18 protein-coding genes and 1 pseudogene are annotated in these 24854 nt (G+C 48.6%); 1 reads left to right on the plus strand and 18 read right to left on the minus strand.

Annotated features, from left to right (window positions below):
* The 6 genes from AB1797_05345 to AB1797_05370 form a co-directional block, all read right to left on the minus strand.
* Positions 1-6120 (minus strand): hypothetical protein (locus tag AB1797_05345; GenBank protein MEW5767040.1); only part of this gene is annotated, 6120 nt, incomplete at its 3' end.
* A 466-nt stretch (positions 6121-6586) separates the two neighbouring features.
* Positions 6587-7777 (minus strand): hypothetical protein, encoded by a 1191-nt coding sequence (locus AB1797_05350; GenBank protein MEW5767041.1) that lies wholly within the window; start codon positions 7775-7777, stop codon positions 6587-6589.
* The gene (locus AB1797_05355) at positions 7774-9171 is read right to left on the minus strand and encodes a tetratricopeptide repeat protein (protein ID MEW5767042.1); all 1398 of its coding nucleotides are present in this window, start codon (positions 9169-9171) and stop codon (positions 7774-7776) included. Before AB1797_05355 ends, AB1797_05350 begins: the two co-directional genes overlap by 4 nt.
* A 382-nt stretch (positions 9172-9553) precedes the next feature.
* Positions 9554-10393: a rod shape-determining protein MreC gene (gene mreC / locus AB1797_05360; protein ID MEW5767043.1), complete on the minus strand. Its 840-nt coding sequence runs from the start codon at positions 10391-10393 to the stop codon at positions 9554-9556.
* Between the two features lie 5 nt (positions 10394-10398).
* A complete protein-coding gene (locus tag AB1797_05365) occupies positions 10399-11424 on the minus strand; it encodes a rod shape-determining protein (GenBank protein MEW5767044.1) in 1026 nt (341 codons plus the stop codon).
* Between the two features lie 13 nt (positions 11425-11437).
* Positions 11438-12394, minus strand: a complete 957-nt coding sequence (locus AB1797_05370; protein ID MEW5767045.1) for a tetratricopeptide repeat protein — start codon at positions 12392-12394, stop codon at positions 11438-11440.
* Between the two features lie 410 nt (positions 12395-12804).
* Here AB1797_05370 and AB1797_05375 point away from each other — a divergent pair, with 410 nt between their 5' ends.
* Positions 12805-13263: a flagellar biosynthesis anti-sigma factor FlgM gene (locus AB1797_05375; protein ID MEW5767046.1), complete on the plus strand. Its 459-nt coding sequence runs from the start codon at positions 12805-12807 to the stop codon at positions 13261-13263.
* 359 nt (positions 13264-13622) lie between these two features.
* On the opposite strand, the gene argH is transcribed toward AB1797_05375, so the two are convergent.
* The 12 genes and pseudogenes from argH to AB1797_05435 all read right to left on the minus strand — a co-directional run.
* Positions 13623-15128 carry an argininosuccinate lyase gene (argH, locus tag AB1797_05380; protein MEW5767047.1) on the minus strand — a complete coding sequence of 502 codons (1506 nt, stop codon included), beginning with the start codon at positions 15126-15128 and terminating at the stop codon, positions 13623-13625.
* Between the two features lie 173 nt (positions 15129-15301).
* Positions 15302-16894 carry a nicotinate phosphoribosyltransferase gene (pncB, locus tag AB1797_05385; GenBank protein MEW5767048.1) on the minus strand — a complete coding sequence of 531 codons (1593 nt, stop codon included), beginning with the start codon at positions 16892-16894 and terminating at the stop codon, positions 15302-15304.
* Between the two features lie 166 nt (positions 16895-17060).
* The gene (locus tag AB1797_05390) at positions 17061-18251 is read right to left on the minus strand and encodes an ABC transporter permease (GenBank protein MEW5767049.1); all 1191 of its coding nucleotides are present in this window, start codon (positions 18249-18251) and stop codon (positions 17061-17063) included.
* Positions 18252-18296: 45 nt separating this feature from the next.
* Positions 18297-18980, minus strand: a complete 684-nt coding sequence (locus AB1797_05395; protein MEW5767050.1) for an ABC transporter ATP-binding protein — start codon at positions 18978-18980, stop codon at positions 18297-18299.
* A 278-nt stretch (positions 18981-19258) separates the two neighbouring features.
* Positions 19259-20494 (minus strand): efflux RND transporter periplasmic adaptor subunit, encoded by a 1236-nt coding sequence (locus AB1797_05400; GenBank protein MEW5767051.1) that lies wholly within the window; start codon positions 20492-20494, stop codon positions 19259-19261.
* Entirely contained in the window at positions 20491-20886 is a 396-nt protein-coding gene (locus tag AB1797_05405; protein MEW5767052.1) for a hypothetical protein, read from the minus strand. Before AB1797_05405 ends, AB1797_05400 begins: the two co-directional genes overlap by 4 nt.
* A gap of 290 nt (positions 20887-21176) precedes the next feature.
* On the minus strand, positions 21177-21347 hold the full coding sequence (locus tag AB1797_05410) for a hypothetical protein (protein MEW5767053.1): 171 nt from the start codon (positions 21345-21347) through the stop codon (positions 21177-21179).
* Positions 21335-22900, minus strand: a complete 1566-nt coding sequence (locus AB1797_05415) for an AAA family ATPase (protein MEW5767054.1) — start codon at positions 22898-22900, stop codon at positions 21335-21337. Before AB1797_05415 ends, AB1797_05410 begins: the two co-directional genes overlap by 13 nt.
* Before the next feature lie 61 nt (positions 22901-22961).
* Positions 22962-23234, minus strand: a pseudogene (locus AB1797_05420) (PIN domain-containing protein).
* A 432-nt stretch (positions 23235-23666) separates the two neighbouring features.
* Entirely contained in the window at positions 23667-24080 is a 414-nt protein-coding gene (locus tag AB1797_05425) for a HEPN domain-containing protein (protein ID MEW5767055.1), read from the minus strand.
* On the minus strand, positions 24064-24525 hold the full coding sequence (locus AB1797_05430) for a nucleotidyltransferase domain-containing protein (GenBank protein MEW5767056.1): 462 nt from the start codon (positions 24523-24525) through the stop codon (positions 24064-24066). The genes AB1797_05425 and AB1797_05430 overlap by 17 nt, the downstream gene beginning before the upstream one ends.
* Before the next feature lie 124 nt (positions 24526-24649).
* On the minus strand, positions 24650-24854 hold a 205-nt coding region (locus AB1797_05435), incomplete at its 5' end, for an integrase core domain-containing protein (protein ID MEW5767057.1).

The following is a 24854-nucleotide window of genomic DNA, read 5'->3' on the forward strand; positions in this document are numbered from 1 at the left end:
TACTGAGCTGCCGTCAACCTTCACATCCGCTATGTGGTAGCCTGTATTAGGAGTTATGGTGAATGTTTGGCTGCCTCCGTGATTTACTGTCACGGCGCCTGAGGGTGAGATGCTTCCGTTATTACCGGCGCTGGCCGTTATGGTGTAAGTATTTATGGCAAAGGTCGCTGTTATGGTATGGTTAGAGGTTACATTGGTAAAGGGGTATGTTGACACGGCGCCTACTGAGCTGCCGTCAACCTTCACATCCGCTATGTGGTAGCCTGTATTAGGAGTTATGGTGAATGTTTGGCTGCCTCCGTGATTTACTGTCACGGCGCCTGAGGGTGAGATGCTTCCGTTATTACCGACGCTGGCCGTTATGGTGTAAGTGTTGGCCACCGTAGTTTCGATGGCTTTTTCCTGTCTGGAGGTCTGATCACTCATTACTGAAGCTGAGTTAGTGAGCACTGTCCCGTCAGGCAAAGGCAAAGCTACCTGAAGCTGGATGGTGATGGTCTGGCTGGCGCCTGGACTCAGACGCTCAAAGGTCCACCGGCGATTACTACTGCCGGCATCCGGGAAGGGAACAGCCGATTTAAAGGTAGTCTTATCATCATAGGTTTCCGTAAGAATGACATTAGTCGCCTTAGCGCTCCCGGTGTTCTTAATTTGCAAGGTATAGGTCAGGGTATCCCCATCCACTACGGGGTCAGGGGAGTCTGACTTGCTAAACTCCAATATCGGAGACCAGACCGTGGTTTGTTCTTCTGCTTCTTCAGGTATAGTAATTTCATCGCTCCTCAAGCTGACTCGATTGGTTAAGACGGTTCTGTCGGTTAGAGGCGGGATTACCTTCGCCTGGATAGTAATAGTGGCCTCTGTTCCCGGCGTCAGGCGGCTGATCTTCCATTGGGTATCTGTTCCATCTTCCGGTTTTGGAGTGGCCGAGACAAAGAGGATATTACCTGGATAAGTCTCGATAATGATCAGGTTATTGGCCACGGCATTACCACTATTGTTGATTTTCAGGGTGTAGCTCAGGCTGCTTTCTGTCTCCACTGGATCAGGAAAATCCGACTTTTCAATCGTCAAGATGGGGGCAGCCTGAATCGCAGTCTGTTCTACTACTTGAGCCGGCTCTTCTATTTCAGAAGCCATAGCCGAGGCCGAATTGGTCAGGATAGTCCCATCAGATAAAGGAGAATCTACCTCTACCTCGATGGTGATCGGCTGACTTTGACCTGGAACCAGATCACCCAGGTTCCATTGATTATCTCCCACATCCGGGGACGGTTCAGCCTGGATAAAGTTGATATTTGGGTCGTAGGTCTCGGTTACCGTCACATTAGTGGCCGTAGCGCTGGCGGTATTGGCATTAGCTACCGTCAGGGTATAAATAAGTCTGTTCCCAGCCCCCACCGAATCAGGGTCGTCTGTTTTTTTTAGGGATAACAACGGAGATGAGTAAACTGTGGTAGTTTCAGAGACATCAATCGGGGTTGTTACTTCACTGGAAACCACTGAAGCCTGGTTGGTCAAAATAGTCCCGTTAGGTAGAGGCGCCTTTACTTTTACCCCGATTCTGATAGTCTTCTCTTCTCCTGAGGCCAGACTAGTAAATATCCATTTATTGCTGATTCCATGAGAGGGCTCGGCTGATTGAAAGGTAACATTTGGATCGTAGATTTCGGTAATTTCTACATTACTGATCCAACTGGGGCGGTTGTTCCGGATAAATAGGGTGTAGGTTAGGATATCTCCGGCTTCAACCGGCTCAGGGGAGTCGCTCTTTGTAATAATTATAGGGGGAACATCAACCTCGGTTTCTTCAGATACCTCAAGGGGCGCGGTTATTTCATCAGAAACGGCCGTGGCCCGATTGGTCAAGATAGTTCCATAAGAGAGGTCTGAGGCGGCCTTCAAATTGATGGTGATGACCTGGCTTTCACCTGGAGATAGGCGGTTAAAGGTCCATTGATGGTTGGTTCCGTCATCCGTAGCAGGATTGGCTGAGATAAAAATGGTCTTCGGATCATAAGTCTCACTCACCACCACATTGGTGGCTGTCTCATTGGCGGTGTCCGCATTAGAAACCATTACCGTGTAGGTCAGGCTTCCGCCTGATTCCACCGGATCAGGGGAATCGGACTTGGCCAGAGAAAGCGCCGGGGCGCTACTTACCGTAGTAGTTTCAGTCACTTTTTCCGGCGTTGGGGTTTCATCACTCACCACCGAAGCCAGGTTGGTAAGCACTGTGCCGTTAGTTAAGGGCGAAGCCACCGACAGCCGAATAGTGATGGTCTGGCTGGTGTCTGGACTCAGACTGCTGAAGGTCCACTGGCGATTACCGCTGTCGGCATTCGGAGCTGGCTCGGCTGAGAAGAAGGTAGTATTGGCGTCGTAGGTCTCGGTGATGACCAGGTTATTGGCCACGGCGTTTCCGGAGTTGGCCACCGTCAGGGTGTAGATCAGATCAGACCCGGCCTGAACCAGATCAGAAGAGTCAGTCTTGGTAATAGAGATAAATGGGGCGGTGGTCACCGTAGTAGTTTCGGTCACTTTTTCCGGCGTGGGTGTTTCATCACTTACCACCGAAGCTGAGTTAGTGAGCACTGTGCCGTTAGCTAAGGGCGAGGCCACCGCCAGCCAGATAGTGATGGTCTGGCTGGCGCCTGGACTCAGACTGCTGAAGCTCCATTGGTTGGTAGTGTCAACAACCGGTGGCGGCTCGGCTGAGAAGAAGGTAGTATTGGCGTCGTAGGTCTCGGTAATGACCAGGTTGTTGGCCACGGCGTTTCCGGAGTTAGTCACCGTCAGGGAGTAGGTCAGATTAGCCCCAGCCTGGACCGGATCAGGCGAATCGGTCTTGGTGATAGAAAGTTTTGGGGCGCTACCTACCGTAGTAGTTTCGGTCACTTCCTCCGGCGTGGGGGTTTCATCAGTCACCACCGAAGCCCGGTTGGTAAGCACTGTGCCGTTAGTTAAGGGCGAGGCCACCGCCAGCCGGATAGTGATGGTCTTGTTTTCACCCGAACTCAGGCTACTGAAGGTCCATTGGTTAGTGGTTCCGTCATCCGGGTCCAGATCGGCCCAGGAGAAGGTAGTATTGGCGTCGTAGGTCTCGGTGATGACCAGGTTATTGGCTACGGCGTTACCGGAGTTAGCCACTGTCAGGGTGTAGGTCAAATCAGCCCCGGCCTCAACCAGATCAGAAGAGTCAGTCTTGGTAATAGAGATAATTGGGGCGCTGGTCACCGTAGTAGTTTCGGTCACTTTTTCCGGCGTGGGTGTCTCATCACTTACCACCGAAGCAAGGTTGGTAAGCACTGTGCCGTTAGCTAAGGGCGAGGCCACCGCCAGCCGGATAGTGATAGTCTGGCTGGCGACTGGACTCAGACTGCTGAAGGTCCACCGGCGATTACCGCTGCCGGCATCCGGGGCCGGATCGGCCGAGGAGAAGGTAATATTGGCGTCGTAGGTCTCAGTGATGACCAGGTTATTGGCCACGGCGTTTCCAGAGTTGGCCACCGTCAGGGTGTAGGTCAGATCAGCCCCGGCCTCAACCGGATCAGGAGAGTCGGTCTTGGTGATGGAGATAATTGGGGCGCTCGCCACGGTAGTAGACTTGACTGTCTCTACCGGCGCCGGAGTTTCATTGCTTACCACCGAAGCTAAATTAGTCAGCACCGTGTCGTCAGGTAAGGGCGAGGCTACTGCCAGCCGGATAGTGATGGTCTGGCTGGCGTCTGGACTCAGATTGCTGAAGGTCCACCGGCGATTACCGCTGCCGGCATCCGGAGTCGGTTCGGCCCAGGAGAAGGTAGTATTGGCGTCGTAGGTCTCGGTGATGACCAGGTTATTGGCCACGGCGTTCCCGGAGTTGGTCACGGTCAGGGTGTAAGTCAAATCAGACCCGGCCTGAATCGGATCAGGTAAATCATACTTGGTAATGGAAATTACCGGCTTACTCTCTACCGTGGTGGTTTCAGTCACTTTTTCCGGCGTTGGTGTTTCATCGCTCACCACCGAAGCCAGGTTGGTAAGCACTGTGCCGTTAGCTAAGGGTGAGGTTACCGCCAGCCGGACAGTAATAGTCTGGCTGGCGACTGGACTCAGACTGCTGAAGGTCCACCAGCGATTACCGCTGCCGGCATCCGGAGCCGGTTCAGCCCAGGAGAAGGTAGTATTGTCGTCGTAGGTCTCGGTGATGACTACATTGTTGGCCACGGCGTTTCCGGAGTTGGTCACTGTCAGGGTGTAAGTCAAATCAGACCCGGCCTGAACCAGATCAGGCGAGTCGGTCTTGGTGATGGAAAGTTTCGGGGCGCTACCTACCGTAGTAGTTTCGGTCACTTTTTCCGGCGTTGGTGTTTCATCACTTACCACCGAAGCAAGGTTGGTAAGCACGGTGCCGTTAGCTAAGGGCGAAGCCACCGCCAGCCGGACAGTGATGGTCTGGCTGGCGCCTGGACTCAGATGGCTGAAGGTCCACCGGCGATTACCGCTGCCGGTATCCGGGTCCGGTTTGGCCCACGAGAAGGTAGTATTGGCGTCGTAGGTCTCGGTGATGACCATGTTATTGGCTACGGCGTTCCCGGAGTTGGTCACTGTCAGGGTGTAGGTCAGATCAGCCCCGGCTTCAACCAGATCAGAAGAGTCAGTCTTGGTAATAGAGATAATTGGGGCGCTGGTCACCATAGTAGTTTCGGTCACTTTTTCCGGCGTTGGTGTTTCATCGCTTACCACCGAAGCTGAGTTAGTAAGCACTGTGCCGTTAGCTAAGGGCGAGGCCACCGCCAGCCAGATAGTGATGGTCTGGCTGGCGACTGGACTCAGACTGCTGAAGGTCCACCAGCGATTACCGCTGCCGGCATCCGGGGCCGGTTCGGCCAAGGAGAAGGTAGTATTGGCGTCGTAGGTCTCGGTGATGACTACATTGTTGGCTACGGCGTTTCCGGAGTTAGTCACTGTCAGGGTGTAAGTCAAATCAGACCCGGCCTGAACCAGGTCAGGCGAGTCGGTCTTGGTGATGGAAAGTTTCGGGGCGCTACCTACCGTAGTAGTTTCGGTCACTTTTTCCGGCGTGGGGGTTTCATCACTCACCACCGAAGCTGAGTTAGTGAGCACTGTGCCGTTAGCTAAGGGCGAGGCCACCGCCAGCCGGATAGTGATGGTCTGGCTGGCGCCTGGACTCAGACTGCTGAAGGTCCACCGGCGATTACCGCTGCCGGCATCCGGGGCCGGATCGGCCGAGGAGAAGGTAGTATTGGCGTCGTAGGTCTCAGTGATGACCAGGTTATTGGCCACGGCGTTTCCGGAGTTAGTCACCGTCAGGGTGTAGGTCAAATCAGACCCGGCCTGAACCGGATCAGGCGAGTCGGTCTTGGTGATGGAAAGTTTCGGGGCGCTACCTACCGTAGTAGTTTCGGTTACTTTCACCGGCGTTGGGGTCTCATCGCTCACCACCGAAGCTGAGTTAGTGAGCACTGTGCCGTTAGCTAAGGGTGAGGTCACCGCCAGCCGGATGGTGATGGTCTGGCTGGCGCCTGGACTCAGATTGCTGAAGGTCCACCAGCGATTATCGCTGCCGGCATCTGGGTCCGGTTCGGCCCAGGAGAAGGTAGTATTGTCGTCGTAGGTCTCGGTGATGACTAGGTTATTGGCTATTGCGTTTCCAGAGTTAGCCACCGTCAGGGTGTAGGTCAAATCAGCCCCGGCTTGGACCGGATCAGGCGAGTCCGACTTGGTAAGAGATATTAGCGGCGTAACAGGAATCACAGGAATCAATGGGATAGTTATCGTGGTATCCTGAGTAACATCCACGTCTTCCAGCGAGCCTTTCAGGACAAGACGATCGCCGTCAAAGGCCTGGGCGGTAAAGGTTCTGTTACGGCCGGCAGGTATTTCGATCGAGAACCTGGCCTCCCGTCCGGCTGTGTCTATGCCTGGGGCCACGAATGTGGCAGACTCGATATTAGGGCCTGAGACTGTAAGAGTTATCGAGGTGATATTTAGAGGAGACCCGGCTTGCGGCGCAAACTGAAGGATGACCACCGGCTGGACAGCCGCCCCTTCCCTTAAGGGATGCCTCTCCTTCTTACTGCATCCCTGAAGACAGAGGATAAGAGATATGAGCAATAAACCAATCGTTCGGAAACAATACATATTCATCGCGCACACCCAATTCCTAACTTAGAGGCATCTGTGGTAATTACATTACTTATTGGAGGAGGGAGTTATTGCCAAGATGGTAATTACTCCTTTTAACTTCTCAAGTTCTTCGCTGGTAGAATCTGTAAATTCGAGTTCAAACAAATAGAGCTAATACTGCATAAAACATAGAGTAGGGGGATATTTGTATAAACCTATTTCACAGGTCGTAATTTTTTCTTCGTGTCCTTCGTGCTCTTCGTGGTTTATCCTTGATTTTCATCAAGGCAGGCTCTTGTTTACCCCATCCTTTTACCCAATTTGTGGGTAAGGATAAGCCCTTGATGGGAGGGGTTAGGGGAGGGTGAAATAACAAGAGTAATAATATTGCCCGCCCATTTCACCCTCACCCTATCCCTCTCCCATCAAGGGAGAGGGACCCCCTGAACGGTTACTATTTCCCAAAGGAATAGTGTAATAGCAAACCCAGGCCAAACCCTGAAATATCAGCCTCACCATCGTCCATATATCCATTGAGCAAGAAGTCAACCTTGGCCTCCAAAACCAGGTCCGGCCGAAGACTCACCTGTCCCCCCAGGTTGAAATTAAGCACTTGGTCAGTTATCTCACCATCGGCGTCAGAAAGGTTTTTCATGCTTGTTTCCGCCTTGAGAATAATCGCCTCATCCAACAGCGGACAGATAAGGCCGGTCCCTGCCTCAAATCTGGTGGCGAAGGAATTCCTGGTCGGGATATCTATATCTTGTGGGAAAGAATCTTCATCTTTAATGGTATCTTTGGCAAAGAGTATCAGGGTAACAGGTCTAAATCGAAAGGTCGCCGAAAGGTATCCTGAAAGTTCTGGGCCGCTGGTAAACATATATTCTCCTTTGAGGGTATCGTCCCCATAGCGAAGATATAGAATTTTCCCGTGCAGGCTGGTTATCCCCCGGCGGAAATTAAAGCCGGCGGTTAAACTCAGTTCATTACCCGGATCATATTCTCCCACGCTTGCCTCATCTCCCATTACTTGGTAAATCCTGTCATAGCTTCCTTTCACCAGGTATCCTCCTCCCATACTGACAGAGATTGTCTTAAAGGTTTTCGCCCAGGCGATTCCCAAGTCAAGATCAAATCCTTCCGTAAGCTTACTGACCGGAAATTGAAGCACCTCGGTATTCAAAAGACCCTCAAGGTCCAGGAGGTCGGCTTCAGGTTCAATACCGGTTAGAGGCAAGCTCAGCCCTCCGGCAACTATGGCCGTCTCATCAAGAAAGAATCGGGATGCCCTGATCCTTGTATCGGCTAACCCGCTGACACTCGAATCACCTTTTAATTGCGCTGAAAACCCCGGCTGATGCACCCAGATGTTCCAGCCTTTTATCTCGGCCCCGGTTACAAAAAGCGGGAAAACCCACGCCTGGACTTCTTCCTTTCTGTCTGCATATTCGACCGTTCGCGAGTAGAATTGCGTTCCGGCGAAAACCGAGACAGCTTCCGGTGAAAGAAGGTTCCCTTCTATTTGAGCCTCAGCATTAGCCGACATGAGCAGCAACCATAAGATACAACCGATACAACCAGAGAGCTTGGTTTCTCTTTCTATCACCTGAATATTACCTCTAAAGACCCGAAATCCGAAACTCAATCCTGATCCCACCTCAATATTATATCCAGATTAACCATATCCGGCTCACTGCGGGGGATACTTGTGCCCTGGCGAGAAATAGTTTCCACGGTGGTGGCTAACGCTTCATCTTGCAATCTCTTGGTAGAAAGAGCCGCCTCCATTATCTGTTCCATGCTGTCCCCAGATTCCACCTGAGTCAAAGATTGGACTTCTTTTAAATGCCATACCGCCTCGTTGAAATTGGGATCAAGGGTAAGAGCGGATTCGTATTCTTTGGCGGCTTCAGGATACATCCCGCTATCCTCTAAGCTCAGACCCGTGGAATAGGCCAAAAAAGCCGCTAACGATTCGGTCGGGACATTCCGTGATATGGCCTCTCGTTCTTCAGAGGTTAGTTCCAGGCCCATCTCATCTAAGACTTGCCACACGAGGTCCTTCTCAATCTGCAAGAAATTCGCCAGCATTCCTTCTACACCTTCCAGGATGTAGAGCTTATCTAATTTGACCTTCCCCAGGGCAGGCTCTATTTGCACCTTTTCCTCTAAGGCGGTAAAAACACCCGTGACTAAGATGCTGGCCCCTAATAACTTACCCATCCTGGGCGCCTTGCTTTGGTCAACCAGATCGGTGGAACTAAACCCCAGTTCATCCAGGATATGGTGTAATTTAATCCGCTCCACCACACTCAGACTTTTTACCAGGGATAAATCAGTGATCAAAAGGTCGGTCAGCCCAAGGTGCAATGACTCATATCCCTCCAGGACAGTTAAGGGTTTAAAATAAGTCACCGCTACCGTGGTATCCGGGATATCCTGAACCGGGAGGTTTTCTTCATCTTTAAGACGGGCCTTAGCCCATCGGTCTGCCTCCTGACGAATTAGCCAGGGGAGCCGCTCTTTTATCTTCCGTCTGACGCGGCTGAGGGGACTCAGCCGGGTGTAATTTGAGTACTCTTCGATAGCCTGGTCATACTTTTCTAATTTTTCATAGACGAGTCCCATGTAGAAGATCAATCGACTGTCTTTCGGGAGGCCCTGCTTGGCCTTTTCCAGCTTATCCAAGGCCTGGTTATACTGACCCAGCTTATAGTAGGCTATGCCCATATCCCTGTAAATCTCGGGGTTATCAGGCTCTTCCTTAAGGGCATTTGTCAAGACCTCCGTAGCTCGATCATATTCTCCTTCAGATAGCAATTTCCTGCCCTGCCGCAAACTGCCCGTGGTGAGGCAGCCGATCATAAAAGACAGAAGACAGAATACCGAACACAGAACCCAGCATACAGATTTTTTTCTGGGCGCTGGCATCGGTGGTCTGGGTTCCGGCCTTAATGTGATCGCGGTGAAAATACTGACGGTTCTTTTACCGGCCATCATCAACCTCAACTTTTCGACCTGTGCGGTTATCAAATACATTATTTTAAAATAAAACTGTAACCGTTCAGCCACCAAGGCACGAAGACACGAAGGGGAAATTATTCAACCTGTACGGTTAGGTTGTAGACTACTGACGCTGAAAGCGTCGAATTTTAAATAGCCGTAGATGCAATCTACGGAAACAAATCGCAACGCTCGACCCTGCAAGGGTCGAATATTATCCATCACATAGAATTCAACCCTTTCAGGGTTGAGCTGTGGTAGATGTTTCGTTTCCGCAGGTTTCACCTGTGGTTATGTAAAATTCAAACCTTTCAGGTTTGAGGAGAATTGCTTGTAATTTCTAACCATACAGGTCGTATAATTTCTTAACCGCACAGGTTGTAACTTTATCTCTAGCTGGTAGGCTATCTTATCCGGGCTAATCCGTGGCTGAATAGTTACCTTGATAATTGATAACCAGCACATCTTCCAGGCGGTTAAAATCTATCAAAGGCTGCAATTCGGCTTCCAGGAACAGCCTTTGAGCTTCTCTTTTGAAACCGATTACCTTGCCCAGGGGAATGCCTTCAGGAAAGATGCCTCCTTCTCCTGAAGTGACAATCATATCCCCTGGAGTTAGATCAGTATCAGAGGGGAGATATCGCATGCGGCAGGTTCTTTTATTTCTTCCTTCAACTAATCCCTTGGCTTGAGTCCTGACCACCTTGGCCCCCACGGCCAAATTTTGATCTAAAAGTAAAAGCACTTGAGAAGAGTCTTCTCGAGTGCTTATCACCCGGCCGACCAGACCCTCCTGGCCATCCTGGTAAGTAACTACCGCCCGGGTTTCCTTTATGCCGTCCTGTTGGCCGCGATTGAGAACAATGGTGCTAAACCAGTTGGTAGGATCGTAACCAATAATTCTGGCGGCGGTGGTAGAGTAAGGCAATCTCTTTTTATAGCCCAAGAGATTACGCAGCCTCTTATTTTCCAACCTCGCTCTCTGCCATTGTTCTTTCTCTTTGATTAGTTGACCAAGCTCGGCCTTAAGTCTTATGTTTTCTTCCTTCAATCGGTTCAATTCGGAGAGTCTACCCCACACATCTCCCGGAAAGCGGAGGGTAGAACTCATTAGGCTTTGAAAGGGGACAAAGATGGAGCCGATTCTTTTCTCTATCTTAGTTCTTTGCCAGGAATAGTGGGACATAAGGAAAACCGCGATCAAGAGCAGGAGAACCAGCAAGGTGCCGGCTTTGTGCCTTAAGCAGAAATTGATCATCGAACCTACTTCCTCCTGGCCCGCCGCAAGTATTCCAGTTCCTCAAGACAGCGGCCTGTTCCCATAACCACACACTGTAAGGGGTCTTCAGCCACGAAGGTCGGCAGGCCTGTTTCCTGAGTAATAAGCTTATCCAGCCCTCTAAGCAAGGCGCCTCCTCCAGCCATAATTATTCCCTTATCCACAATATCAGAGGCCAGTTCAGGTGGGGTATCTTCCAGGGTTTGAGTCACTACATCTACGATCGTTGAGACCGTTTCGGAAAGCGCCTCTCTCACTTCACTGGAAGTAATGGTAACGGTTCGGGGGAGACCAGTGGTGGCATCTCGTCCTTTTATTTCACAGGTTAATTCTTCCTCTACTGGAAAGGCTGAGCCAATGTTGATCTTGGTATCTTCAGCCGTTCTTTCTCCAATGATTAAAGAGTGTGTTTTCTTAACATGATTGATGATGGCTTCATCCATCTCGTCTCCGCCGGTTCTAATGGAATTAGACACGACCATCCCTCCCAAGGAGATAACCGCTACCTCGCTTGTCCCTCCCCCGATATCAATAACCATATTTCCGGAAGGTTCATGGATTTGAATATTGGCTCCAATAGCTGCTGCCAGTGGCTCTTCAATCAAATAAACCTCTCTGGCCCCTGCCTGGAGGGCGGCGTCCCGTACGGCCTTTCTTTCCACTTCGGTTATCCCCGAAGGGATTCCAATAACCACCCGGGGGTGCACAAAAGCCTTTCGGTTGTCGTGCACCCGGGCAATGAAGTATTTAATCATTTCCTCGGTTACCTCGAAGTTAGCGATAACTCCATCCTTCATCGGCCTGATAGCCACAATATCAGCCGGGGTTCTCCCCAGCATTCGTTTAGCCTCCGCCCCTACTGCCAGCACGGCATTGGTATCGTTTTGAATCGCCACTACTGATGGTTCGGAAAGGACGATCCCTTCACCTCTGACATGTATCAGGGTATTGGCTGTTCCCAGATCAATTCCCATATCCTTGCAAAATAAACTATAGATGAAATCAAACATAAAATCCTCCTCCTCACTTGCCTTCCAATTTCTTCCTGGCTTCCTGGTGATTGGGATCAATGGCCAGGACCCTTTCCCATTCGTTTCTGGCCAGGGATAAATGTCCTCCCTTTTCGTAAGCCTTACCTAACCAGTAATGAATCTTGGCTTCCTTTTCCGGTCCTGGCTTAAGCCCAAGCGCCTGCTGATATTGAGCTTCAGATTCATCCAGATGGTCTTGAACATAATTAATCCATCCCAGGGCAATATGAACATCTATATTGCTTTCTTTATCTAAGACCTTGGCCGCCAGAAGCTCTTTAAAGATTCTGGTTGAATCTTCGTATAGCCCCCTGTCCTTGAATGCCCAGGCCAGATTGAACCTGACCGTGGCCTCCTTGGGATCAAGGGTCTGGGCCTCTTGGTAATGGGTAATGGCCTTATCCAGCCATTTTAGCCGTTCGCTCCCTTTGCTTGACTGGCTTTTTCGATAGTATATGTGCCCCAGATAGATATGAGCCTCCTTGCTTCCTTCCCCACCGGCCACAGCGCTTTCTAATTTTTTCTGAGCTTCATGATAGTAGTAATCACCACCAAGGAGACTACTTTTCTTGAAATAAAGAATCCCTACCCTGGTCTGGCATTTGGTCGCCCTTGGCCCTTCCTTAGCCAAAATAATTGCCTTTCGATAAAATTCGATCCCTTCATCAGCCAATTTCACGGCCTTCTTTTGGTCATCTGTAGCCAGGACCTGTTCGTAGTAAGCATCTCCCAAACCGATTAAGGCTTCTATCTCTAAAGGATTATTTTCTAACCTCTCTTTATATTCTCGTATTGTTTTTCGGAAGACGGCCTCCCTATCTCCAGGGGTGTAGGTCCTGGAGAGAATAAGAAAGATCAGAATGAGAAGGACGAGAATAAGCCCAGCCCGAATAAAGGAGCCTTCATTAAGTTTAAATCCTTTTTTCCGTTTCTTGTAAACATTCAGCATTTGTCTTAAAGGTAGCACAAAGATCCCAAAAAATCAAGTCAAAAATTCTGTGAATATTAAGTTTTTAAATTAGTTTACCGATAAATATAGTGAGAATGTAACCGTTCAGCCACCAAGGCACGAAGACACGAAGGGGAAATTATTTATGAATTTATGTCTTCGTGGCAAAAAGAAGTCTGGTTTTTTAATCAATTTTAATGTGCTACTTATTAAAAAATATGTGTCTTAGAGAGCAGTAGAGCCATAGAGCAGCCGTTCTGGAACTTTCAGAAAAGTCTTTAACTACTGCTCTACTGCTCTATTTTTGTGTCTTAGTGTCTTTGTGGCTGAACACTTGCGTGAGAATAAAAGAGTAGTCACCAGTAATCGGTAATCACTGATAACTGATTACTCGAACTGAGGTGAGTAAGATGGAACTTGCCAAATTAGGAAATTTATTTAGAACTTCTGAAGTAACATCGAGAGAAAAGAAAAATACCACCGAGGAGCCGGCTATTCCCTTTGAGGAAGAGGCGGAACATATTAGAAGAGCTGAAAATAGGTCGGCGACTTTAAAGAAGGCCGCCTTGAAGCGAGAGTTTGGTCAGGATGAGGTTACTATTTCCAGGGAAGCTAAAATTGCCTTTGAGTTGGAGCGAATCATTCGCCGGGTCCGCGGTGCTCCGGATATACGGCCTGACCGCTTGGAAATGGTAAAGGAAAAGATAGTCAATGGTGGTCTGCTTATTCGAGAAGTAAGTGAAGAAGTCGCCGAGAGGATCAGAGAACGGCTATCCGGCAAGGAGATGGATTTGGTGGCTCCGGCAGATTTCTCTGAGCAAAGGATCCAAAATGCGGTTGGTCTAATCGCTAAGTGGTTTGGACTTTAACAGTTTCAGCCTTCAGCCTATCTGCCTGAGTATTTACTATTTTTGTATCTACTCAAAATCAAGTTAAAAAAGTAAGCTCATTACAGATTATAGTGCTATGGGTTAAGTTTCATCTCCTTTTGTCCTGACAGCGTCGGCATAAGAGCTTCCCCTCCCTTGATGCTTATCCTTACCCACATCTTTTAAAAACCACGAAGAACACGAAGGGCACGTGCTCTTCGTGGTTTATCCTTGATTTTCATCAAGGCAGGCTCTTGTTTACCCCATCCTTTTACCCAATTTGTGGGTAAGGATAAGTATCAAGGGAGAGGGAATTTTGCGTTGTCTCCCAACTAACTGCTTAACTTAGTTTTGAGTAGTTACCTATTTTTTAAAGTAGATTCAAGGCGTGACATCTCTTCCTTACCGGCTTCAATCTGCTTAATCTTTTCCTCCCACCAGGTTTGGTTGAATCTCAACTGTCCCTCTATTTCTTCTATTCCACGTTGAACTATCTCAGGGGCAGGTCCTCCCCAAGAATGTTTCTGCCGGATTATCATCTCCGGGTCTTGATAGTTTTCAACCTGGTCCTCGGTGACGGATAAGTCAAGGTTCTCTTCCGATATAGCCTGTTTAAGGGCGGAGAAAGAGACCTTGTCCTTCCCCTTAGAGTATTTCACGGCCTTGCCAATGAGGAACTTGGCCTGCCTGAAGGATAAATTATGATGGCGCACCAGGGCCTCGGCCAGGGCAGTAGCCGTAATAAAACCACGTCCGCTTTCTTCGAGCATCCTTTTTTTATTCACTTCGAGAGAATCAATCGCCCCCGTGAGGATGACAGGGCAGGCGCCGGTTTCACGGACGAGGTCCATTACCAAATATTTAGTCCACTGGGAATCCCGATTGTAGCCGAATAGATTCGACTGGCCAATGGAGATGAGGGAGCTTAAAATTCCTTGAGCAATAGCGGCTTTGGCCTTGATAACCTCCAGGCTGCAGGGGTTCTTTTTTTGAGGCATAATCGAGCTTCCGGAACAGTAAGCGTCACTTAGCTTGATAAAGTTAAATTCCGAAGTGGAGAATAGGATGAAGGATTGGGCGATGGCCGAGAGATGATTCATCATCAGGGAGATAGCGGCGGCCAAAGATGCCTCCGGCTCCCAGCGATTGGTGATCGGATCAATGGAGGTAAGATGGGGGGAGTCAAAGCCCAATAATCGAGAAGTGAGTTCCCGGTCCAGTTGAAAGGTAGTCGAATAAGCGGCCGCGCTACCCAGCGGGTTCTTATTAAAGAGGTGGTGCCAATCCCGAAGCCGCTCCAGATCCCTTTGGAGGCCTTCTGCAAAAGATAGAAGAAGATGCCCGAAGGTGGTCAGCATAGCGTGCTGATGATGGGTGTAGCCCGGCATAATGGTGTTCACCTGCCTTCTGGCCTGGGTTAATAGACTTCTGACAAATCTTGTCAGAGAAGTAGATAGTTTAATAAGCTCTCCTCTTAGATAAAGCCGCATGTCAAGGGCGACCTGGTCGTTCCGGCTCCGGCCGGTGTGAATCTTACCCCCTATCTCTAAACCGCATCGCTTAACCAGGAAGGCCTCGATATTGGAATGGACATCCTCTTTGGCCGGATCGAGTTTGAATTTCCCCGAGCGGTAAAGACCTTCGATCTCAGCTAAGGCATCAAGGATTATTCGGGCCTCAGTCGATGAAACAATCCCCTGTTGTTGGAGCATCAGACAGTGGGCTCTGTTCCCTAACAGGTCAACCTCAATCAGGTTCTCATCGGCCGGGGGAAGACCGGTCACATCCCGGCCGGCCATAAATTCGATAGTTTCCTGGGCCGGCTGCTGGTCAAAGGCATCCCCCCAGAGTCGGGTAATATCCACGAAGTCCTCCTCATAATAATTAATAATTGTAACCGTTCAGCCACTAAGGCACAAACTCGATGCTCGATGCTCGATCCTGGATACTGGATCCTTTACCAGCATCGAAGATCGAGCATCGAGGATCGAGCATCGAGCATCGAGCATCCAGCATCATGTGCTAAACGGTTACCTTTCTACTGAATCTCGGGAATGGGTGCTTCTTGCAGCCAGAGATCGTGAATAAACTCATAGAGCCTGTTGCTTACCGAAACCTTATACGGTGTTGGATTTAGCGGCCTCAGGTGGTCCTTCCGCATTGAGGCAAGCTGCTCCAGGGTATAGCGCCGCATCTCTTCTACCGACGGCAGGGCCACATTAATTCGGCCGTCCCAGACACATTGATGCAAGGAAATGACGTTAGTGGGGATGATGTATACCCTTTTAGTTTCTTCAAAGGGGTGCCGGCAAAGAATCCGCTCGCCGGATTTTGGGGGGGCTTCGCCGGCCGGAATCATCAGGTCCAACAAGGCCGTTCCCTCTGAACCGATCAGGCGGTGCACTTCTTTTCTACCCGGCAGAGTTACCTTGTCCATGTCTTGAGATAATTTAATGCACAACTTGCCATCGACCTCCACCAACTTGTAAACACAACCTAAGGCAGGCTGGGTCTGGCAAGTGACCAGATGGGTGCCGATGCCAAAAACATCAATTTCGTGTCCCTGTTGTTTCAAAGAGAGCAAGGTGGCCTCATTAATATCGTTGCTGGCCACAATCAACAAATTGGGGAAACCATCAACCGGAAATTGGGTTCTAAATTGCTGAAACATCTTTCTGGCTTCTCTGGACAAATAGGCCAGATCGCCTGAATCCAGTCTGATCCCAATAGGCTTATAACCAATGACATGTAGGGCCATGGCTACCGAGAGAAAATTCGGCACCCCCGAGTTGAGCGTATCGTAGGTATCAACGAGGGCCAGAAATCCTTCTGGGAATGCCTGGGCATAAGCCAGGAAAGCCGCCAGCTCTCCTTCGTTCGTATGGTTGAATCCAAGCTCTTGGCGGAATTTGAGGGCCAGGCTGACGAAATCGTGCCTCTGCCCCTTCGGGTCAATAATGAAATTAGTCTTCAGGTCATCAAGCCCTGAAAAAGAAGATACATAGGAATGGGCATGGGTCCCCTTGACCGTAAGGCCGAAAAGTTTACCGGCCAAGACATTGCTTGTCCCATTGAAGCCTCCGATCACGCTGTATCTGGAGGCTGACACCGCGCCATCAGGCCCCTGGGCTCGGCGGGCGCCGAATTCCAGGAGGACTTTATTTTCATCCCCCACCGCCAGCCGGAAACAGGCGGCGTTAGTGGCTACCAGACTGGCATAATTGACCAGGTTAAGCATGGTGGTCTCAAGTAGTTGAGCCACGGCCAGAGGCCCTTCCACCCTGATCAGAGGGAGGCGTGGGAATACCACGGAGCCTTCTCTGACCGCGTAGATCTTTATTTTTAAGCAATCCACCCTTTTCAGCCAGGAGAAAAATTCCGCCTCGCAGCCGGGCATTAAAGCCTTGATGTAGGCGATGTCCTCCTCGGTAAAATGGTAATCACTTACAAAACGCAGGACCTCTTCCAGGCCGGCAAATATAGTGAAGGCTTTACCAAACGGATTTTGTCTAAAGAAGAGATCAAAAACAGCCGGCTCTTCATGCCTGCCATCCTTCCAATAGGCATAGGCCATCGTCAACTGATAAAAATCGGTTAAGATCGGGCTTACGAAACTGTTGGTCGGTTTCATGGTTAGTCTCTCATTGCCTATTTTATCCGTGTTAATCCGTGATAATCAGTGGCTGAATAATTACCTTTTTTGAATGTAGCCCAGGCGTCTCGCCTGTGGTCATATTCCCAGCCGGGACGGCTGGGCTACTTTTATCGGTTTGGGGATAGGCCCTTAGTGCTCACGGTCACTCATACCTGAGCGCCTCTACTGGATTAAACTTAGCGGCCAGATGAGCCGGATACACGCCAAAGAATATCCCCACCAGGCAAGAGAAGGTAAAGCCTAAAACAATGGCCCCGCCTGAAAGAGAGATGGCCAGGTCCATCACCTTAGCGATTAAAAGAATCACGCCGGTCGCCGCTCCCATACCCACGATTCCACCTAAGAGGCAAAGCATCAGGCTTTCGGTCAAGAACTGATAAAGGATATTCTGTCTGGTGGCTCCGACCGCCTTTCTTATCCCCACCTCACGGGTTCGCTCCCGGACGGTTACCAGCATAATATTCATAATCCCAATCCCTCCCACCACCAGGGAAATAGCCGCAATACTGCTGATCACAATGGAAATTATATCCGTCACCTTATCTACAATATTGATGAACTCATCCATCGTGGTTACCTCCCAGCCCTCTCTGTCAGAAAAGAGCTTACGGAGGTGTTTCTTTATCCTCTCTTTAAGAATAGGCACAGACACATTATCCTTGGCCCTGATCAGGACCTCATAAACTTCCTCCGCCCCTAACAGCCTCTGAAGGGCAGAAGAAGGTAGAATCAAGGCATTATTAAGATCCCACGGGCCTAACTCCAATTTATAGGCCATTATCCCGATTACCCGAAAGTATGTCCCTTCTACTTCTACATCTTGACGGCCTAATGCCTTTAAGTCGCCAAAGAGAGAATTAAAAAGCTTCTGGCCGATGATGCCGACCTTTTGTGAGCTTTTGACCTCCTGCTCTGTAAATATCCGTCCTTTGATAATATCCAGCTTCCACAGTTCAAACCAATTGGCTGGAACCCCTAAAACCGGAATCAATTTATTCTCACCCCTTACTTTCATGGTAGTAGAGAGAAAATATTCAGGGGCCACATCTTCAATCCCCGGGATATCCCCCTTCATTGCCCGGACTTGGTCTTCAGTGAGATAGTCCAGCTTATCCTGTCGGGTTTCCATCATGATCTGAGTGCTGTGAGCCACGATCAGGTTGGCCCCACCTCTGCCTAACTCGCTAAGGATCAACTCCTTTCCGCCCTGTCCGATGGTAATGACGGCGACAATGGAAAAAACCCCGATCATTACCCCCAGAACCGTCAGGAATGCCCGTAGCTTATATTGCCGCAAACTTTTTAGTGAGAATAGGATATACTCTATCAGCATCACACAGAATACAGAACACAGAATACAGATCTTCTCTGGGCTCTGTTATCTGGGTTCTGTGTCCTTTACCATCTGCCCGTCTCTTAAGTTAATAATCCTGCCGGCGTAAGAGGCATTTTCTCTCTCATGGGTAACCAGAATAATAGTTGTCCCCTCTTTATTCAACTCACTGAGTATCTCCATTATCTCTTTACTCGTAGCCGTATCTAAATTTCCCGTAGGTTCATCGGCACAGATGATAGCCGGATGGTTCACTAATGCCCGGGCCAGGGCCACCCGTTGCTGCTCGCCACCGGAAAGTTCCGTTGGTTTTTGGTTAAATTTGGTCCCCAGGCCGACCCTTTGCAGTATCTCCTCGGCCCTCTGCTTTCTTTGTCGCCGAGGCACCCTTGAATAGGACAGGGGCAGCGTCACATTATCTATTAAGGTTGCCCTGGGAAGCAGATTGAAAGACTGGAAGGCAAAGCCCATCTTTTTATTTCTTATCCTGGCCAACTCCGCATCACTTTTGGCCCCGACATCTTCTCCTTCTAATAAATACCTGCCGGAAGTGGGACTGTCAAGGCAGCCGATAATATTCATCAAGGTTGATTTGCCCGAACCCGAAGGACCCATTATCGCTAAAAATTCACCCCCCTCAATGGATAGAGAAATACCCTTTAAGGCAGTAAAACCTTCTTTCCCCATGGGGTAGACCTTTGTTAGGTTCTCTGTTTCAATAAGCATCAACATCTCCAGATTTCGGATTGAACTTCTTCAATCCGCCATCCGCCATCCAAAATTGATTAGACATCTTTAATCGTAACCGTTCAGCCACAAAGCCACTAAGCCACGAAGAGAATGATAGAATAGCACACGGATGACACAGATTTTGGCGGATTCTCACGGATTTTTTCTAATAAATTTTTATCCGTGTCAATCCGTCTCATCCGTGTAATCCGTGTGCTATTATTGGTAATCTTTGTGTCTTTGTGCCTTAAGGGCTGAATAGTTACAAAAATTCCCCCTCAACTTTCATTGCCCCCTGAACGGTTACCTTTAATCTTGAGGGCGGCCCCATCCTTAAGGTCTAAAGGAGGATTCAGGACAACCTTCTCGCCCTCTTTTACCCCTGACAGGACTTCAGCTTCATTTGGATTCTTGAGCCCTAAGACCACCTGACGTTTCTCGGCCTTATTATCTTTGATTACAAAAAGATAGGTCTCATCATCAATATCGACTATTGCCTCATAGGGAACCTTCAAGACATCCCTCTTCTGACTTGAGATGATACTGACATCGGCCAACATCTCACTCCTTATATTAATATCCGTTGACTCAAGTGAAATAGTGACCTCAAAGACATTTAGTTTTTCCTTCAGAACCGGCGACGGAGCAATCTTTGTTATCCTTCCAGAGACGGTTTGTCCCGGAAAGGCATCAAGCACGATAGAGGCCTTCATCCCAGGAGATACCTTGCTGATATCAACCTCATCCAAATTGGTTTTGGCCACAAAGGAGCTGCTGGCGACAACCACACAAAGCAATTGTCCGGTAGGAACCCAGGCGCCTTCTTTGACTGTCTTCTGAGTAATAATTCCTGAAATAGGGGAGGAGACTTTCGTCCATTCGAGTTGTTGGTTTATGGCAGAAAGGGCCGCCCCAGCGCCTTCTATCTGGGCAGAGATAGTCTCCATCTCTTCTTTCTGTTGTTGGCGCTGCTCTTCCAACTGGCTTGAAACCAGTTCCAGTTCCAGTTTTGCCCTCTTGTAGTCTACTTCTATCTGCCTAAATTCGTTTTCTGAAAGAGCCTCAAGTTTCAGCAGCCCTTTCCTGGAGAGAAAGCTCCTTTCTGCTTCCTCAAATATAATCCTGGCCTCTTCGGCCCTCTTCTCCTGCTCTTTAATCCCAAACCCCCGCTCAAGGAATCTGAGCCTGTTCCGGTAGGTGACTAAATTCGATTCCTCCTGCTTTTTTCTGGCTAAAAGCTCTTTGCTGTCAAAGGCAGCAAACACTTCTCCTTTACTTACCTTCTCTCCCTCTTCTAAGATGGAGGTGATCACCCCTGATATCCTGGCATAAATCTCATGTCTCTCCTTGGCTTCAATCCTTCCTCTGGCCGTCACCTTAAGTACCAGTTCGCCTCTGGTTACTTCGCCCTTGACTACTTCAACGCTGTCTTTTCCTTTTACTTTCAGAAAGACCAGGTAGCCGATGCCTACCACCATAATTAAGATTAATCCTGAAACAATCCACTTTTTCACCTGGAATCCCTCTCTCGAGGCTCGATCCTCGATGCTCGAGGCTCGAGCTTCGAGCTTCGAGCTTCGAGCTTCGAGCTTCGAGCTTCGAGCAGGGATTCCATTACGACTGCTCCTATAAGGAGATATTTCTTCTTGGGCTCTACAATCGCTTCAAACCACCCTTTTCTACCGCAGATTTCTACTTCAGCCAAGCCGACTACATCCCTTTCCGCCGTATCTTCATTGGTATACTTTACCGTCTGTCTTCTTATAAATGGAAATTCAAAATCCTTTACCATTTCTTCTGGAAGAACAAGCAGTGTGGCTTCTGTGTCAATCTTTGCCTCCATCTCTATGGATTCCTTATCTTTTAAAGGATTTCTAACCTTAATGGTGGTATATGCTATCCCCATCCTCAATGCCTCCCCTCTTGTAACTATTCAGGTAGATAGACTGAAGGCTGAAGACTGAAGGCTGACGTTCAATCATCTACTCACCGCATTTGTCCCTAAAAGCCTTCAGCCTATCCACCTGAGTAGTTACTCTCTTTTTTAATAGAGGCTGAATAATTACTAATACTCGATGTTCAAGGTTTTCTTATAAACCGCTAAAGCGGTTGCTTTGGTTTATTAGTGTCCCCCGATTCACCCCGATAAATCGGGGTGCTATTCTCATGCTTACTTGAGTTTAGCACCCTGATTTATCAGGGTGTTACGGATAGGATAACATCCAGAATCATAACCGCTTTAGCGGTTTCAACCCCTGAAAGTCTGATGGCGCAGGTCGAAAAAACTTGAACATCGAGTAATAATATTATCATAGCCGGAAGTCTCTTGTCAAGGATAGAAGAAATAGATGTAGCTACATGCCCCAAACAAGAGCGGTCCTCCCGGACGGTAATACAGCCTTATCCCGATATATCTTCTCCTCCCACGTTCGTCCTGGGCGACGATCAAACAGCAGCAAGTGACCTTCCTCTGCTCGGCTGGTGTCCATATACCCGTCTAATTGGGCCAAACCTTCCTCCTTTGTCTGCTCCCCGCGTCGAACCTTCAACTCTAAGGCATACCGATGTCCTTTCCAGACTACTAAAATATCCATCCGCTTTCGGCCTAATCCATACCCCCGAAAGATCTGCCCGCCCGTGTTAACGATCCGCTGCAAGAAGGCCATCAACAGCAAATGAGGTCCGGCTTCCTTGTAGGCAAATCGCTCCAGCCACGCCTGGCTGTGCTCGCGAAAAAAGGCCTGAAAGGCTTCCAACAATCTCGACATATCCAACGAACCATCCTTACGGACATACCAGGCGGGATCCTGGGCCATCATCTGCTGCGTAGACCAGACCATTTCCCGGGGGACCACCTCGCCATAAAGGGGGTTGGCGATCTCGATCTGGTGGCCAACCGCCTTGATCAACCCCAGATCACGGACATAGAGAATGTCATCTATGGGCAAATGCTCCGGGGCGTCATCTCCTGTCAACAGCGGTTCAATCACTTGCCGCACCCGTTTCTCTTCCAGGCGATCGATCAGCACATCCAGGTGGGTGTCTCGACGTTGGATGAGGGTCTCTTTGGCGGCCTCGATATGATCTGCGGTAATGGAGACGGCCCGATCCTTAACGTCTCGAAAGGCCGCCTGATAAGCCAGGGCGTTTACCAGCCACGGTTGACCTTGAGTCCAGTAGAAGGCCCGCTCTATGGCTTCAGGCGTGAAGACCTGCCCTGTTTCCTCAGTATGTTGTCTGTAAAGGGCGGCTACTTCATCATAGGAGAAATCCTGTAATCGGATGGATTCCGCTTTGATGTTGAAGGCGCTTCCCCCCAGCACTACCGCATTTTCTACACTGCTGAAGATGCGATAGTCGCGGACATCCCTTACCCCCACCAACCCAATGGATTGCGGGAACCCATCCGGTCGCCTGAGGTATCCGGAACGCAACTGCCGCAGGACGGAAAGTAAGGTGTCACCTACCAGGGAATCAATCTCATCAATAAAAATCACCAGGTGGCGACCATCCTGCTGGTGTGAAGCTTCAGCCCAGCCTTCCAATAGAGCGGATAGAGCCTTATAGGCCCCTTTCCGAAGTAATTCGTCCACATTAGGGAACGAGGCATCCTTTCCCAGGAACCATCGGACTCCGGACTGAAATTCCCGTAAAATGGCTTCAATGCCTGCCTCCACCTTCTCCCGGGCAGCCTGGGCCGTTTCTACATTAACATAGAGGGCCTTATACCTTTCTTCCTCCTGGTTGATCCAGTTTACCAATTCCAGAAGCCCCGTAGTTTTCCCTGTCTGACGCGGCGCATGCAACATAAAGTATTTCTTCTGCCTAATCAGCGAGTATATCTCTTCTCGGTCTATCCGAAAAGGCAAGGTATAGTGATCCCTGGGATTAACCGGCCCGGCCGTATTAAAAAATCGCATAGCCACCCTCCTTTCACCGCTGTATTGTTGACTTCGTGGTTCAGCAAGGCGCGGCATCGCCTTATGATTTCAACAGCCGGACAAATCCCGCTTGCTCAAAATGACGGTCAGTGGTCAAGGCTTCAGTAATTCCGTATTCTTGCATTAACAAAAAGCTAACCGCATCACACAATGTCCATGTTTTATCTATCCTCCTTTGCAACAACTTTAACGCATCCCTGGGCAGTCTTTCGTCTACGTAGACAACTTCTATCTCTGGGTCATCTTGAATATCTGCGACAAAAGACAGAAATTCCCTACGAGGTAAGCCACGAGAATATGCAATCGCCACAAACTCAGCTAAAACAGTATCTACTCAAAATCAAGTTAAAAAAGGAAGCTCATTACAGATTATAGTGCTATGGGTTAAGTTTCATCTCCTTTTGTCCTGACAGCGTCGGCATAAGAGCTTCCCCTCCCTTGATGGGAGGGGTTAGGGGAGGGTGGTAGCTCTTTTTCTAAGGTTGTTTAGCAAGAGTAATAATATTGCCCGCCAATTTTTCACCTTCACCCTATCCCTCTCCCATCAAGGGAGAGGGAATTTTGCTTTATCTCACAACTATACTTTTGCACTTTTTTGTAACTATTTGAAAGACAAATACTTTACAATAACCTCTCGTCATTCCCGCCAAAGCGGGAATCCAGTAATATCAAGGCTTCTGGATTCCTGCTTGCGCAGGAATGACAAAAAGTGCAAAAGTATAGTTATAAAATAAAAGGTAACTATTTACTGCTTCCCCCATTGGATATATTCTTCAGACCATTTTATCGTCTTTTCAGCAAGGGCGATAGCTTCTGTCACATCATTTTCTAAAATTTCGCCCCAATAGCCAGGATAGCGACTTTCAACAGCGTAAGGGGTTAATATACCAATATCTGATAACTCTGATGGAATTAAAATCCCAGCCATTTCGAAAGTATCAAGGAGCTCTTCAAGGTCATGGGTAAAAGGGAAATCAACTTTACAAAAGACAAGAATCGCTTTGAGTGCTTTTTCAACACACTGTTGAGCATGGAAACATATCTGTTCTGGTAGAACATCTTGCTTTATTCCGAGTTTTGCAAGTTTTAAGTCACTTTTAGCATGTAGCAGCCATTCTTCCGAAGAAGCAGGGATACGCTTCTTATGTAGGTAATTCATAGACAACCTTTCCATTTTTAATAGCCTCTCGATAAATTAAACCAGGACTATTGGCAATTTCTTCTAAGAGTTCCTCGTGGATTACTAAAATATCCATAGGCATCAATATACCTTTCAGAAGACGACGGATTCTGACGCTCTCCTTTCGAGGGTTTTTAACTTCCTGCCTCATTACCACAAGCACATCAAGATCGCTATTTTTGTCTGTAGTTCCTTTAATATAAGAGCCAAAAAGAATGATCCGTCGTGGTTTGCTAACTTCAATGATCCTATCAATGACAGCCTTAATTTTCTGTGGAGTTATTTCCCAAGAAACAGCCATAAAACCTGGTATAATAAAAAATAAAAAGAGTGATTTTTTATTATACTCATAACCCCCTTTCATGTAAATTTTGTATCCAAACTTTTGCGACCTGTGAAATAGGTTTATACAAATATCCCCCAATTAGGGTAAGAAAGAGAATAAACAGATCGCTCCTATGGAGCTAATTTGTTATGAGAAGATAAAGTGGACCCATTTGTCAAGACAAAAAATAGCGTTTTTTAAGTTACAGTTTTGAGTCATTGTTTTAGTTGTTTCTACCAAAATGTACCTCTGCGGGTGTCTTATTACCAATAGACTGATGTGGTCTTTCCTGGTTATAAAGGCTCATATAGTCGCTGATACCTTGTCTTGCTTCCCAAACATTCTGATAATCTTTAAGGTACACCTCCTCGTATTTTAATGTCCTCCACAATCTCTCGGTGAAAATATTATCTGTTACCCTCCCTTTC

This window comes from bacterium (assembly GCA_040753085.1).
Lineage (GTDB): Bacteria > UBA9089 > JASEGY01 > JASEGY01 > JASEGY01 > JASEGY01.

Excerpts from the sequence above, each read along its gene's own strand:
- pncB (MEW5767048.1), bottom strand. The coding sequence starts at position 16,894 with ATGAAACCGACCAACAGTTTCGTAAGCCCGATCTTAACCGATTTTTAT.
- AB1797_05390 (MEW5767049.1), bottom strand. The coding sequence starts at position 18,251 with ATGCTGATAGAGTATATCCTATTCTCACTAAAAAGTTTGCGGCAATAT.
- AB1797_05365 (MEW5767044.1), bottom strand. The coding sequence starts at position 11,424 with ATGTTTGATTTCATCTATAGTTTATTTTGCAAGGATATGGGAATTGAT.
- AB1797_05405 (MEW5767052.1), bottom strand. The coding sequence starts at position 20,886 with ATGGGGATAGCATATACCACCATTAAGGTTAGAAATCCTTTAAAAGAT.
- AB1797_05370 (MEW5767045.1), bottom strand. The coding sequence starts at position 12,394 with ATGCTGAATGTTTACAAGAAACGGAAAAAAGGATTTAAACTTAATGAA.
- AB1797_05355 (MEW5767042.1), bottom strand. The coding sequence starts at position 9,171 with ATGTATTTGATAACCGCACAGGTCGAAAAGTTGAGGTTGATGATGGCC.
- mreC (MEW5767043.1), bottom strand. The coding sequence starts at position 10,393 with ATGATCAATTTCTGCTTAAGGCACAAAGCCGGCACCTTGCTGGTTCTC.
- AB1797_05415 (MEW5767054.1), bottom strand. The coding sequence starts at position 22,900 with ATGCGATTTTTTAATACGGCCGGGCCGGTTAATCCCAGGGATCACTAT.
- AB1797_05425 (MEW5767055.1), bottom strand. The coding sequence starts at position 24,080 with ATGAATTACCTACATAAGAAGCGTATCCCTGCTTCTTCGGAAGAATGG.
- AB1797_05375 (MEW5767046.1), top strand. The coding sequence starts at position 12,805 with ATGGAACTTGCCAAATTAGGAAATTTATTTAGAACTTCTGAAGTAACA.